Origin of the sequence: Natronolimnohabitans sp. A-GB9, assembly GCF_030848565.1 — an archaeon.
Classification (GTDB): Archaea; Halobacteriota; Halobacteria; order Halobacteriales; family Natrialbaceae; genus Natronolimnohabitans.
On the sequence record NZ_JAVDDV010000007.1, the window covers coordinates 16807 to 29326 of the forward strand.

At 62.3% G+C, this 12520-nt stretch carries 14 protein-coding genes; 10 read left to right on the forward strand and 4 right to left on the reverse strand.

Annotated features, from left to right (window positions below; genetic code table 11):
* The 8 genes from RBH26_RS10885 (at position 1) to RBH26_RS10920 (ending at position 8063) form a co-directional block, all read left to right on the forward strand.
* The gene (locus RBH26_RS10885; protein WP_306758300.1) at positions 1 to 258 is read left to right on the forward strand and encodes a hypothetical protein; all 258 of its coding nucleotides are present in this window, start codon (positions 1 to 3) and stop codon (positions 256 to 258) included.
* 22 nt (positions 259 to 280) lie between these two features.
* Positions 281 to 862, forward strand: coding sequence for a V-type ATP synthase subunit E (locus tag RBH26_RS10890; RefSeq protein ID WP_306758302.1), 582 nt, complete (start codon positions 281 to 283; stop codon positions 860 to 862).
* The gene (locus RBH26_RS10895; protein ID WP_306758304.1) at positions 859 to 1929 is read left to right on the forward strand and encodes a V-type ATP synthase subunit C; all 1071 of its coding nucleotides are present in this window, start codon (positions 859 to 861) and stop codon (positions 1927 to 1929) included. Before RBH26_RS10890 ends, RBH26_RS10895 begins: the two co-directional genes overlap by 4 nt.
* Complete coding sequence (locus RBH26_RS10900; protein WP_306758305.1) at positions 1926 to 2267, forward strand: V-type ATP synthase subunit F; 342 nt, start codon at positions 1926 to 1928, stop codon at positions 2265 to 2267. The genes RBH26_RS10895 and RBH26_RS10900 overlap by 4 nt, the downstream gene beginning before the upstream one ends.
* Before the next feature lie 4 nt (positions 2268 to 2271).
* Positions 2272 to 4035 (forward strand): ATP synthase subunit A, encoded by a 1764-nt coding sequence (locus RBH26_RS10905; protein WP_306758306.1) that lies wholly within the window; start codon positions 2272 to 2274, stop codon positions 4033 to 4035.
* Positions 4036 to 4037: 2 nt separating this feature from the next.
* Complete coding sequence (locus RBH26_RS10910) at positions 4038 to 5447, forward strand: ATP synthase subunit B (RefSeq protein WP_306758307.1); 1410 nt, start codon at positions 4038 to 4040, stop codon at positions 5445 to 5447.
* 165 nt (positions 5448 to 5612) lie between these two features.
* Complete coding sequence (locus RBH26_RS10915; protein WP_306758308.1) at positions 5613 to 6251, forward strand: GNAT family protein; 639 nt, start codon at positions 5613 to 5615, stop codon at positions 6249 to 6251.
* A gap of 198 nt (positions 6252 to 6449) precedes the next feature.
* A complete protein-coding gene (locus RBH26_RS10920) occupies positions 6450 to 8063 on the forward strand; it encodes a long-chain-fatty-acid--CoA ligase (protein WP_306758309.1) in 1614 nt (537 codons plus the stop codon).
* 217 nt (positions 8064 to 8280) lie between these two features.
* Here RBH26_RS10920 and RBH26_RS10925 read toward each other — a convergent pair whose 3' ends face one another.
* A complete protein-coding gene (locus RBH26_RS10925) occupies positions 8281 to 8592 on the reverse strand; it encodes a hypothetical protein (protein WP_306758310.1) in 312 nt (103 codons plus the stop codon).
* A gap of 288 nt (positions 8593 to 8880) precedes the next feature.
* Here RBH26_RS10925 and RBH26_RS10930 point away from each other — a divergent pair, with 288 nt between their 5' ends.
* Together RBH26_RS10930 and RBH26_RS10935 are read left to right on the forward strand one after the other, a co-directional pair.
* Complete coding sequence (locus RBH26_RS10930; protein WP_306758311.1) at positions 8881 to 9630, forward strand: V-type ATP synthase subunit D; 750 nt, start codon at positions 8881 to 8883, stop codon at positions 9628 to 9630.
* Between the two features lie 26 nt (positions 9631 to 9656).
* The gene (locus RBH26_RS10935) at positions 9657 to 10052 is read left to right on the forward strand and encodes a DUF6276 family protein (protein WP_306758312.1); all 396 of its coding nucleotides are present in this window, start codon (positions 9657 to 9659) and stop codon (positions 10050 to 10052) included.
* Positions 10053 to 10109: 57 nt separating this feature from the next.
* Here RBH26_RS10935 and RBH26_RS10940 read toward each other — a convergent pair whose 3' ends face one another.
* The 3 genes from RBH26_RS10940 to RBH26_RS10950 form a co-directional block, all read right to left on the reverse strand.
* Entirely contained in the window at positions 10110 to 10508 is a 399-nt protein-coding gene (locus RBH26_RS10940) for a DUF5811 family protein (protein ID WP_306758313.1), read from the reverse strand.
* 71 nt (positions 10509 to 10579) lie between these two features.
* Entirely contained in the window at positions 10580 to 11056 is a 477-nt protein-coding gene (locus RBH26_RS10945) for a pyruvoyl-dependent arginine decarboxylase (RefSeq protein WP_306758315.1), read from the reverse strand.
* Between the two features lie 124 nt (positions 11057 to 11180).
* Positions 11181 to 12413, reverse strand: a complete 1233-nt coding sequence (locus RBH26_RS10950) for a proteasome-activating nucleotidase (RefSeq protein ID WP_306758316.1) — start codon at positions 12411 to 12413, stop codon at positions 11181 to 11183.
* Between the last annotated feature and the right edge of the window lie 107 nt (positions 12414 to 12520).

The following is a 12520-nucleotide window of genomic DNA, read 5'->3' on the forward strand; positions in this document are numbered from 1 at the left end:
ATGGAAGACGCAATCGCAACACTGGCGCAGAATGGTGCCGAAACCGTTGAAGAGAGTCCGTTCCTGAGCAACGAAGGTGCGGCCGCTATCGCAGTCGGTCTCGCCGCGCTCGCAGCAGGGTATGCTGAGCGTGGTATCGGTGCAGCCGCAGTCGGTGCGCTCGCCGAGGACGACGACCTGTTCGTCCCAGGCCTGATCATGACCGTCCTTCCGGAGACGCTCGTGATCCTGGCGCTGGTCGTCGTCTTCGTCGTCTAGACAACACCCCCCTTCTCCCACAATGAGTTTGGACACAGTCGTAGAAGACATTCGAGAAGAGGCCCACGCGCGTGCGGAGGATATCCGCGCCGAGGGCGAAGCGCGCGCCGAAGAGATCGAATCGGCCGCCGAGGAGGACGCCGAGGAGATCCTCACAGAGGCCGAGCAGGAGGTCGAACGTGAGATCGAGCAGCTGCGCGAACAGCGTCTCTCCAGTGCGAAACTGGAGGCGAAGCAAAAGCGCCTGGAGGCCCGTCGTGACGTGCTCGGCGACGTCCGCGAGCAGGTCGAAGACGAGCTCGTCGCCCTCGAGGGATCGACTCGCGAGGAGCTGACCCGCGACCTACTCGATGCCGCAAGCAGCGAGTTCGACGACGACCACGACGTCAGCGTCTACGGTCGCAGCGACGACGAGGAGTTACTCGAGTCGATCCTCGAGGAGTACGACGGCTACGAGTACGCCGGCGAGTACGACTGTCTCGGTGGCGTCGTCGTCGAGAGTGAACAGTCCCGCGTCCGAGTCAACAACACGTTCGACTCGGTCTTAGAGGACGTCTGGGAAGACAACCTCCGGGAGATCAGCACCCGACTCTTCGACCAATGAGTGTAGGCGCCTCGAATCCGGAATACGTGAACGCTCGCGTTCGGTCGCGCCGAGCCAAGCTGTTCGCGGACGAAGATTATCGGAAGCTGATCCGGATGGGGCCGAGCGGGATCGCACGGTTCATGGAGGAGTCGGAGTACGAACGCGAGATCAACGATCTCGGTGCGCGGTTCTCGGGCGTCGATCTGATCGAGTTCGCCCTGAACCGCAACCTCGCGAAGCACTTCCAGGACCTGCTCGACTGGTCGCAGGGTCGGCTCTACGACCTCATCGCCCGGTACCTCCGGAAGTTCGACGTCTGGAACATCAAGACGATCATCCGCGGGATCTACACCGAAACCGATCCCGAGGAGATTCGGACGGACCTGATCATGGCCGGCGAACTCGAGGAGACGACGATCGATCGACTCCTCGAGGTCGACTCGATCGAGGACGCGATCACCGTCCTCGACCGGACGATCTACGCCGCGCCACTCGAAGCGGCCTACGAGGAGTTCGAGGAGACAGGAGCGCTCGTCCCCCTCGAGAACACCTTAGACCGTGAGTTCTACGAGCACCTGCTCGAGGACGTCGGTCGAACGTCGGTAACCCAGGAGCCCCAGCAGGGGCCACAGGCACGGTACGTCGAGTTCCTGCAGGCCGAAATCGACTTCCGGAACGCTCGCAACGCCTTGCGACTCGCACGCAGCGGCGCCGACCTCGATCCGGCGACCTACTACATCGAGGGCGGCGTCCTGTTCGACGAGTCGGAGCTGCGACAGCTCGTCAACGACTACGACGCGCTGGTCGACCACATCGCCGAGAACAAACGCTACGGCGACCGACTCGCGGGTGCCCTGGATCGGCTTCGCGATGCTGATAGCCTTATCCAGTTCGAGCACGCACTAGACGCTGCGTTGCTCGAGTACGCTGATACGCTCTCGAGCATCTATCCGGTGTCGGTGTCGGCCGTGCTGTCGTACATCCTCGCGAAGGAACGCGAAGTCGAGAACATCCGTGCGATCGCTCGCGGTCGAGAGGTCGGCCTCTCCGAAAGCGAGATCGAACAGGAGCTGGTGATCCTATGAGCCAGGAAATCGCAGTCGTCGGCAGTCCGGAGTTTACGACCGGCTTCCGCCTCGCGGGAGTGCGTCGGTTCGAGAACGTTCCGGACGACGAGAAGGAGTCGTCGCTCGACGACGCCGTCACGACGGTTCTCGACGACGACGAGGTCGGCATCGTCGTGATGCACGACGACGATCTCGAGTTCCTCTCGCGAAACGTCCGCCAGGACGTCGAGACGAGCGTCGAGCCGGTCGTCGTGACGCTCGGTAGCGGAACCGGCGGTGGCGGACTGCGCGACCAGATCAAACGCGCGATCGGTATCGACCTGATGGAAGAGGACGAAGACAGCGACAACGAGTAACACTATGAGCCAGGCAGAAGACATCGAATCCGTCGACGAAGACGGTGTAATCGAAAGCGTGAGCGGTCCGGTCGTGACCGCCACGGACCTCGACGCCCGGATGAACGACGTCGTCTACGTCGGCGACGAAGGGCTGATGGGCGAGGTCATCGAGATCGAAGGGAACCTGACCACGATTCAGGTCTACGAGGAAACCTCCGGCGTCGGCCCGGGCGAACCCGTCCAGAACACGGGCGAACCCCTGTCGGTCGACCTCGGACCGGGCATGATGGACTCCATCTACGACGGTGTCCAGCGCCCGCTTGACGTCCTCGAGGACAAGATGGGGACGGCCTTCCTGGACCGCGGGGTCGACGCTCCCGGTATCGACCTGGAGAAAGAATGGGAGTTCACGCCCGAAGTCGAGGAAGGCGACACGGTCGAGCCCGGCGACGTCGTCGGGATCGTCCCCGAGACCGTCACCATCGACCACAAGGTCATGGTGCCGCCGGACTACGAAGGCGGCGAAGTGACGGCGGTCAAAAGTGGCGAGTTCACCGTCGAGGAGACGGTCGTCGAACTCGACAACGGCGAAGAGATCCAGATGCGCCAGGAGTGGCCGGTCCGAGAGGCCCGTCCTGCTGGCGACAAGGAGACGCCGACGGAACCGCTGGTCACCGGTCAGCGGATCCAGGACGGCCTGTTCCCGCTCGCGAAGGGCGGAACGGCCGCGATTCCCGGTCCCTTCGGCTCCGGGAAGACCGTCACGCAGCAGCAACTCGCCAAGTGGTCCGACGCGGACATCGTCGTCTACATCGGCTGTGGCGAGCGTGGCAACGAGATGACCGAGGTCATCGAGGACTTCCCGGAACTGCCCGACCCACAGACCGGGAACCCGCTGATGGCCCGGACTTGTCTTATCGCAAATACGTCGAACATGCCCGTCGCGGCCCGCGAGTCCTGTATCTACACGGGGATCACGATCGCGGAGTACTACCGTGACATGGGCTACGACGTCGCGCTGATGGCCGACTCCACCTCCCGGTGGGCCGAGGCCATGCGTGAGATCTCGAGCCGACTCGAGGAGATGCCCGGCGAAGAGGGGTATCCCGCGTACCTCGCGGCTGCACTCTCCGAGTTCTACGAGCGCGCCGGCAAGTTCCAACTGATCAACGGCGACGAAGGATCGATCTCGGTCGTCGGCGCAGTCTCGCCGCCGGGCGGGGACTTCTCCGAGCCGGTCACCCAGAACACGCTGCGTATCGTCAAGACGTTCTGGGCACTGGACGCCGACCTCGCGGAACGACGACACTTCCCCGCGATCGACTGGAACGAGTCCTACTCGCTGTACAAAGACCAGCTCGATCCGTGGTGGGAGGACAACGTCGAAGACGACTGGCCGGAGGTTCGCCAGTGGGCAGTCGACGTCCTAGACGAGGAAGACGAGCTCCAGGAGATCGTCCAGCTCGTCGGCAAGGACGCACTGCCGGAGGACCAGCAGCTCACGCTCGAGGTCGCTCGCTACCTGCGTGAGGCCTGGCTCCAGCAGAACGCGCTCCACGACGTCGACACCTACTGTGAGCCCGAGAAGACCTACCGGATGCTCCAGGCGATCAAGACGTTCAACGACGAAGCGTTCGATGCACTCGAGGCCGGCGTGCCGGTCGAAGAGATTCAGGACGTCGACGCCGCCCCGCGGCTCAACCGCATGGGTACCGCCGAGGACTGGAACGAGTTCATCGACGAGCTCGAAGCAGATCTCACCGAACAACTGCGAGCACTGTACTAACGATGAAAGAGTACCAGACTATCACGGAAATCAGCGGTCCGCTGGTGTTCGCCGAGGTCGACGAGCCCGTCGGGTACGACGAGATCGTCGAAATCGAGACGCCACAGGGAGAGACCCTGCGCGGACAGGTGCTGGAATCGAGCGAAGGGATCGTCTCGATCCAGGTGTTCGAAGGAACGGGCGGTATCGACCGCAACGCTTCCGTTCGCTTCCTGGGCGAGACGATGAAGATGCCCGTCACCGAGGATCTGCTCGGGCGGGTGCTCGACGGTTCCGGGAACCCGATCGACGGCGGCCCGGAGATCGTTCCGGACCAGCGCCAGGACATCGTCGGCGAAGCGATCAACCCCTACTCCCGGGAGTACCCCGAGGAGTTCATCCAGACCGGCGTTTCGGCCATCGACGGCATGAACACGCTCGTTCGTGGCCAGAAGCTGCCGATCTTCTCCGGGTCGGGGCTACCCCACAACGAACTCGCCCTGCAGATCGCCCGACAGGCGACCGTGCCGGAAGAGGAAGAAGGCGGCGAGGAAGGCTCCGAGTTCGCCGTCGTCTTCGGTGCGATGGGGATCACCCAGGAAGAGGCAAACGAGTTCATGGACGACTTCGAGCGCACGGGCGCACTCGAGCGGTCGGTCGTCTTCATGAACCTCGCGGACGACCCGGCAGTCGAGCGCCAGGTCACCCCGCGACTGGCACTGACCACCGCCGAATACCTGGCCTTCGAGAAGGACTACCACGTGCTGGTCATCCTGACGGACATGACCAACTACTGTGAGGCGCTGCGTGAGATCGGCGCCGCACGTGAGGAGGTCCCGGGACGCCGTGGCTACCCCGGATACATGTACACCGACCTGGCACAGCTCTACGAGCGTGCCGGTCGTATCGAGGGCAAGGAAGGGTCGGTCACGCAGATTCCGATCCTGACGATGCCCGGCGACGACGACACCCACCCGATCCCGGACCTCACCGGATACATTACCGAGGGGCAGATCGTGATGGATCGAGACCTGAACAGCCAGGGTATCGAGCCACCGATCAACGTCCTTCCGTCGCTGTCTCGACTGATGGACGACGGGATCGGTGAGGGCCTGACCCGCGGCGACCACGGCGACGTCTCCGACCAGATGTACGCCGCCTACGCAGAGGGTGAGGACCTGCGCGACCTCGTGAACATTGTCGGTCGCGAGGCGCTCTCCGAGCGGGACAACAAGTTCCTCGACTTCGCCGACCGCTTCGAGCAGGAGTTCGTCCAGCAGGGGTACGACACCAACCGGTCGATCGACGAGACCCTAGACCTCGGCTGGGACCTCCTCTCGATGCTCCCCAAAGAGGAGCTCAACCGTATCGACGAGGACCTCATCGAGGAGCACTACCGCGAAGAGGAGCCGGAAGCCGTTCAGGCGGACTGATCGAACGCTCCGCGTTCGATTCGTCGCTTTCGTTTTTTGCCTGACTCGAGTGAACGGTCGCGAGTAGCAACGCCGGCTATCGTGTCATTAGACGACCGTTTCACCTCCGTTTGCGTCCGTGCAACTGCGCTACCGACGTATTACGTATCCGGTTGCCGTGTCGTGATGGGATCGATGTTTCCCGAGACGCTTACCACCGAACGGTTACGACTCGAGCGTGCGTGTCGCGAGGCCGTAGACGTCGACGAGTTCCACCGAATCCGCTCGAGCGACGACGGTATCGAATCGGTCGCCGAATATCTCCCCTGGGAGCCCCACGACACGCGAGCGGAAACCGTCGCGTTGCTCGATCGAATCGAACGGGAGTGGGAGACGGGTGAGGTCGCCCGGTATTTCGTTCGGCCGAACGAATCGGAGCCAAACGCCGGCGAACTGGCCGGCGTCGCGAAACTCGACGTCGACCGGTCTCGTCGCGCCGGTTCGCTCGGGATCTGGCTGCGCAAGCGGTTCTGGGGGCGGGGATACTCCGGCGAGCGTGCCGGGGCGCTGCTGGATCTGGCCTTCGACCGCCTCGATCTCGCCGTCGTCGAGGTAATCCACCAGGACGGAAACGACCGGTCGCGGCAGGCGATCGAGCGGTACCTCGAGACCTACGGCGGCAGTTACGACGGTGTGCTTCGAAACTGGCGTGCACACGGCGACGTCGTCGTCGACGCACACCGGTATACGATCACGGCCGAGGAGTACGCCGACGCCGCCGTGGAGGCGGGCGAGTACGGACGATCCATCTCCAACGCCGACTGACCGAGACTCGAGTATCTCCACGAACGGTCGTGGTACTGGTTTCCTGTATCTGAGTGGTATACTACTGGACAATAGCCCGTATCAATAACTGCTCGCTCGCATCGGTCGAGTCCGGATTCGAAGGCGAGGAGCCGATATGCCCACGCGCTGGGCCGAACCGAAATCAACTTGATGATCGTTGATGTTGCATTCACACGTATGCATAAGCCACTGCTCGTGACAGACTTCCTCGATCGAGCGCGGGACCACTACGGCGACAAGGAGGCTGTCGTCGCAACGACGGGGGAGCGGTTCACGTACGACGAACTGGGAGAACGCGTCGATCGGTTCTCGGCAGCGTTGCAAGAGCGGGGTATCGAGAAGGGCGATCGCGTCGCAGTGCTTGACCCGAACACCCACTACCACCTCGAGGCAGCCTACGGGAGCATGCAAGTCGGTGCGATCCATACGCCGCTTAACTACCGGCTGACGCCCGACGACTTCTCCTACATGCTCGAGGACGCTGGGGTCGACGCCATCTACGCGGACTACGAGTACGCAGACAAGATCGAACCGATCCGTGACGAGGTCCCCACGGAGACGTTCATCACGAACGATGTCGACGAAGTCGACGGCGACTGGGAGAGTTTCGAGGCAGTACTCGAAGAGGCGGACACCGAGTACGACCGTCCCGAGATGAACGAAGAAGAGATCGTCACGATCAACTACACCTCGGGGACGACCGGCGATCCGAAAGGCGTCTGTCGCACCCACCGGGCCGAGACGATCCACGCGTATATTGCGGCGGCCCATCAGGAAATTCGGGACGACGACGTCTACCTCTGGACGCTGCCGATGTTCCACGTCAACGGCTGGGGCCACATCTACTCGGTCACGGGCATGGGCGCGAAACACGTCTGTACCCGTGGCGTCGACGCCGGCGGCATCTTCGAGGCCGTCCAGACGGAGGACGTCTCGTACATGTGTGGCGCGCCGACGGTGCTGAACATGCTGATCGACTACTACGAGGAAAACGATCCCGAGACGACGGGCGAAAACGACGTGCGGATCGCGACCGCGGGCTCGGCACCGCCGGAAGCCACCATCCGCACCGTCGAAGACGAGTTCGGCTGGTATCTGAAACACGTCTACGGCGCGACCGAGACCGGACCGCTGATCACGACGTCCGACGCTCGACGGACGCTCGACGACGACGATTCGGACCGATTCGCGATCAAGAAGCGCCAGGGGATGGGCCTTCTCGGTACCGAGATCCGTGTCGTCGACGAGGACGGCAACGACGTCGACCGCGACGACGCCTCGATCGGCGAGATCGTCGTCAAAGGCAACCAGGTCATGGAGAAATACTGGAACAAGCCCGAACAGACCGAGGAAGCCTTCAACGATCGCGTCGAGGGCTACTACCACATGGGCGACCTCGCGACGGTCGACGAGAACGGGATGATCTCCATCCAGGACCGCAAGAAAGACATTATCATCTCCGGCGGTGAGAACATCTCGAGTATCGAACTCGAGGATACGCTGTTCGACCACCCCGAAGTCTCCGACGTCGCGGTGATCCCGGCACCAAGCGAAGAGTGGGGTGAGACGCCGAAGGCGTTCGTCGTGCCTGGAAACGAAGATCCCGACGATCCAAGCGTAACGCGGGACGAACTCGTCGACTACACGCGGGACAACCTCGCGAGCTACAAGGTGGTCCGCGAAGTCGAGTTCGTCGAGGAACTGCCGACGACGGCGACCGGGAAGGTCCAGAAGTACGAACTCCGCCAGGAGGAGTGGGAAGACGAAGACCGGATGGTCGGGCAGGGGTAGAGAGCTAGAGAGCGTCTCCACCGTCTTCTGGTACGAGAGCAGGCATCGTCGAGTTCGTACAATAGCAACTATACAGCGAGACAGTCGGCTGTGACTGCACCGCGACTCGCTGCCAACAATTCATACAATCTCCTGTAGGCATACTCCCGGACACAGTCAATACACACCCGATCGCGTCTCGAGTGCGATCGGCGGGACATCGGTACAGTAGTCCGCATCAGTCGGCAATGATAGTCGCGATCGTACCGAGGACCCCGCCTAAGAACATAGCGAAGAGGAGTTCGAACCACGTTTCACTGGAGAGGAGTGCGCCGATAAACCCACCAATTAGTATTCCCCATACGATCATAAGCGCCGTACTGTCTCGAGTACTCTCTATAACTGCTCCAATCATTCCAAGAGTAGCCGCAATGAGTAGATACAATGGAGGTGTCGTGAGGTAGCTTGCTCGTCCAGTTACAATAGCGTAGGACGCAAATATCGCCATTCCTAACAGACCTATCACCACGTTCGCTTTTCGGCGGTCCACACCGAGATCGATCGTGAATAAACCCATTTGTACTATGAAAAGGAGTATAGAGATGGTGTGATACCACTACCACTAGCTTTCAGTAATTCACTTTTACCTATCATACCGTGTTCTCATATTATTTTCAATCTATTTATATCAATTCATATCTACAATATTTAACGCTTCGAATACATTCTGTCTTTATTCATTATGGGCCGTGGTGATACAGACCGGGACGGAGTGGTGTCGGCGATTCGTACGAAACTGTAAACAGTTATCCGGCTGGGGGCGCAAACACCCCACAAGATGGCCAAGGACGTCAAGCCCACCCGCAAGAACCTGATGGAGATCGAGGATCGAATCGAACTCTCCGAGCGGGGACACGGCACACTCGAGAAGAAACGGGACGGGCTGATCATGGAGTTCATGGACATCCTGGATAAGGCCCAGGACGTCCGCGGAGACCTCGCCGACGACTACGAGGAAGCCCAAAAGAAGCTCAACATGGCGCGGGCGATGGAAGGCGACGTCGCCGTCCGCGGAGCCGCGGCTGCACTCCAGGAACACCCCGAGATCACCACCGAGTCGAAAAACATCATGGGTGTGGTCGTCCCACAGATCGAGTCCTCCCGGGTCTCGAAGAGCTTAGACCAGCGCGGCTACGGGATCATGGGTACGTCCGCCCGCATCGACGAAGCCGCCGAAGCCTACGAGGACTTACTCGAGAGCATCATCCTCGCTGCCGAAGTCGAGACGGCGATGAAGAAGATGCTCCGGGAGATCGAGACCACCAAACGGCGCGTCAACGCCCTCGAGTTCAAACTCCTGCCCGACCTCTACGACAGCCAGGAGTACATCGAACAGAAACTCGAGGAACAGGAACGCGAGGAGACGTTCCGCCTGAAGAAGATCAAGGAGAAGAAAGAACAGGCCGAGAAAGAAGAGCAAGAAGCCGAAGCCGAAGCCGAAGACGAAGACGACGAGGAAGACGAGGCAGGGACGGCCGAACCCGACATGGAGCAGTCGACTGCGGGTGGCGTTCCGGGCGGCGACTGAACGCGAACGCGTTCGACTCCCCCGAGATGGCCTGTTCCGACTGTGGATCGCCGACGGTCGTCTTTTCAGTTCCCGAGGAGCACCGCGAGTACGCACCAGAATCGGCGGCAGTGGCGACGTGTTGTACCCGCTGTCTCACCGTCGACGCGGCCGACGACGACACACTCGAGGAGCCCGACTTCACGCGGATCAGCGACGCGTTCCCGGCCGATCCCGACGCCGCCGTAGCGCTGGTACTCGCGATCGGACTGTGTTCGTCGCTGGCGACTAACCGAGACGCGATCGAAACGCTGTTCGAGGCCGTCGAACGCGCGGGGACGGATCCGCTGTTGGTCCTCGACCGACTCATCGCGGATCCGGATCTCGAGCCAGCGATCGATCTCGAGCGCCGACAACACCAGATCGAACAGTTGCTGTACTAATCGACGCCACGACCGATCCTATCGTCGGACGTCACGAAAAGGGCCGGTGACGCGACGCTACTTCCCGGTCGGCGTTACGTTGTCGCTGATGGCCTGTTTGACCTGCAAAGCGGCGCTTGCGGCGAGACCGCGAGCGACCTCGTCGCGTTCGTCGGCAGTGATGAGGGCCTCGTCGGCCGTAGCCTCCTCGAGGTTGGGCGTGAACCCAGCGCTGACGGCGTGTCCGACCGGTGGTCGGACGGCGACGGTGACCTGGGGACCGGTCATGCTGTGGGAGACGTCGGCGTCGACGACGTACTCGTCGGGGAGGAACTCACGGGTTCGGGAGGCGATCCGCGAGACGTCGCGGTGGAGCGTCCGTTTCTGTGTTCGCGAGAGGTCCGGAACGTCCGCCGCGGCACGCTGACCAGCACCCGTCTCTCCCGGCAGCCCGGCGTACGGCGTATTTCCGTTCATGAGAAGTGTACGTCGACCACAACGCACCGACGCATCAAAAGGGTTCGCCTTCGGGAAATCACAACAGGATGTCAACAGATCGGCTCGCTCTCGCCGTAGACGGCGAGGACGAGCGCCGTCGTGTGGACGCCGGGTTCGGCCTGTTCGCTCTCGACGGCGACTCGCGGATCGAAAAACTCCCAGTCACGTAGTTCTTGACCGGCACGCAGTCCCTCTCGGACGCGACGTTCGACGTCAGCCTGGTCGGTCTCGCCCGAGGTCTCGTAGAACAGGCCCGGCCCTTCGGCGGACTGTGACCACGCGAGTGCTGCACTGACCTGTCCCGGACCCGCAGTGGTGGCTCGAGCCTCGACGACGGTCAGTCGCTCGCCGGCGGGGCCGAGATCCGGCGCCGTCCCGACGGCCTCGACGTCGGCGTTTGCCGGGATCACCGACGAGACGGAGACGAGATTGTAGTTCTCGACGCCGGCCTCGGCGAGGGCGGCGTCGTAGGACGCCATCTTCGTCGGGGCCGACGCGGACCCCCAAACGACTCGAATGGTGCTCATATTCGCCTTCGGAGACCGACAGCGTAAGGCGTTGCGATTCGTGCTCGAAACCCGTCGGTCTCGAGTCAGCCTCGATAAGAGACGGACAGGAAGTGCGCTCGAAAAGAAACAGAAACGGACCGACCTACTGGTAGAAGTAGCCGGCCGACGAGATGACGTCGCTCGAGTCGTCCTCTTCGATCTTTTCGAGAGCGTCGACGAAGTCCTGATGCTGGACCTCGTCGCGGTCGTTACGGATGGCGAACATGCCGGCTTCGGTGGCGAGGCTCTCGATTTCGGCACCGGAGTAGCCGCCAGTGTCGTCCGCGAGGTCGCCGAAGTCGACGTCGTCGGCGACGTTCATCCCGCGGGTGTGGATCTGGAGGATCTGCTCGCGGCCGTCACGGTCGGGTTCGGGCACCTCGATGAGGCGATCGAACCGGCCGGGTCGGAGGATGGCGCGGTCGAGCATGTCAAAGCGGTTCGTGGCGGCGATGATACGGATCTCGCCGCGGGCCTCGAAGCCGTCCATCTCCGAGAGCAGTTGCATCATCGTCCGCTGGACTTCGGCGTCGCCGGAGGTCTTTGACTCGGAGCGACGGGTCGCGATAGCGTCGATCTCGTCGATAAAGATGATGGCCGGTTCGCGCTCGCGGGCCATCTCGAAGAGGTCACGGACGAGCCGCGAGCCCTCGCCGATGAACTTCCGGACGAGTTCGGAGCCGGCCATCTTGATGAAGGTGGCGTCGGTCTCGTGGGCGACGGCCTTCGCGAGCATCGTCTTGCCCGTCCCCGGCGGGCCATGCAGGAGCACGCCGCTTGGCGGTTCGATACCGACCTCGTCGAACAGCTCGGGCTCGGACAGCGGCTGTTCGACAGCTTCGCGGACCTCACGGACCTGTTCGTCGATCCCACCGATGTCGGCGTACGTGACCTCCGGCCGCTCGGTGATCTCCATCGACTGGGCTCGCGCGTCGGTCTCGGCGCTCAACACCGACTGAATCGCAAACGAGTCGTTGACTGCGACGCGGTCGCCGGGCTCGACGCGGTCGACGATCCGCGGCGAGACGTCGGTCAGCACCTCCTGGTTGTTGCCGTGCTGTTTGACGACGACCTCCTCGTTCTCGAGGATGTCCTCGACGGTCGCGATGTACAGCGAGGAACTTTTCAGCGTCTCGTTTTCGCGCTCGATGCGGTCGGCGCGCTCGCGAAGTCGCTGGCGTCGCTGTTCGGCTTCGTCGAGCTGTTCGGACAGCTGTTCGTTGACGTCTACGAGATCCTCGTAGTGGCCACGCAGCGCCTCGAGTCGCTCGTCGTCGGGGAGATCGGGATCGATATCGCGGTGAGGTCGGTCGGGGATAGACGGGCTTCGAGACATCCTGACGTACGCCCGTAAGTCCCCCACGATAAATGTGCCTTTGGGTCGCGGACGGATTTGGTGGCCGAGCACGAGCAGGCGACACGAGCCCAGATCGTCCGTTTCGA

Coding starts and splice junctions, on each gene's coding strand:
- RBH26_RS10885 (WP_306758300.1), top strand. CDS start 1: ATGGAAGACGCAATCGCAACACTGGCGCAGAATGGTGCCGAAACCGTT.
- RBH26_RS10890 (WP_306758302.1), top strand. CDS start 281: ATGAGTTTGGACACAGTCGTAGAAGACATTCGAGAAGAGGCCCACGCG.
- RBH26_RS10895 (WP_306758304.1), top strand. CDS start 859: ATGAGTGTAGGCGCCTCGAATCCGGAATACGTGAACGCTCGCGTTCGG.
- RBH26_RS10900 (WP_306758305.1), top strand. CDS start 1,926: ATGAGCCAGGAAATCGCAGTCGTCGGCAGTCCGGAGTTTACGACCGGC.
- RBH26_RS10905 (WP_306758306.1), top strand. CDS start 2,272: ATGAGCCAGGCAGAAGACATCGAATCCGTCGACGAAGACGGTGTAATC.
- RBH26_RS10910 (WP_306758307.1), top strand. CDS start 4,038: ATGAAAGAGTACCAGACTATCACGGAAATCAGCGGTCCGCTGGTGTTC.
- RBH26_RS10915 (WP_306758308.1), top strand. CDS start 5,613: ATGGGATCGATGTTTCCCGAGACGCTTACCACCGAACGGTTACGACTC.
- RBH26_RS10920 (WP_306758309.1), top strand. CDS start 6,450: ATGCATAAGCCACTGCTCGTGACAGACTTCCTCGATCGAGCGCGGGAC.
- RBH26_RS10930 (WP_306758311.1), top strand. CDS start 8,881: ATGGCCAAGGACGTCAAGCCCACCCGCAAGAACCTGATGGAGATCGAG.
- RBH26_RS10935 (WP_306758312.1), top strand. CDS start 9,657: ATGGCCTGTTCCGACTGTGGATCGCCGACGGTCGTCTTTTCAGTTCCC.
- RBH26_RS10940 (WP_306758313.1), bottom strand. CDS start 10,508: ATGAACGGAAATACGCCGTACGCCGGGCTGCCGGGAGAGACGGGTGCT.
- RBH26_RS10945 (WP_306758315.1), bottom strand. CDS start 11,056: ATGAGCACCATTCGAGTCGTTTGGGGGTCCGCGTCGGCCCCGACGAAG.
- RBH26_RS10950 (WP_306758316.1), bottom strand. CDS start 12,413: ATGTCTCGAAGCCCGTCTATCCCCGACCGACCTCACCGCGATATCGAT.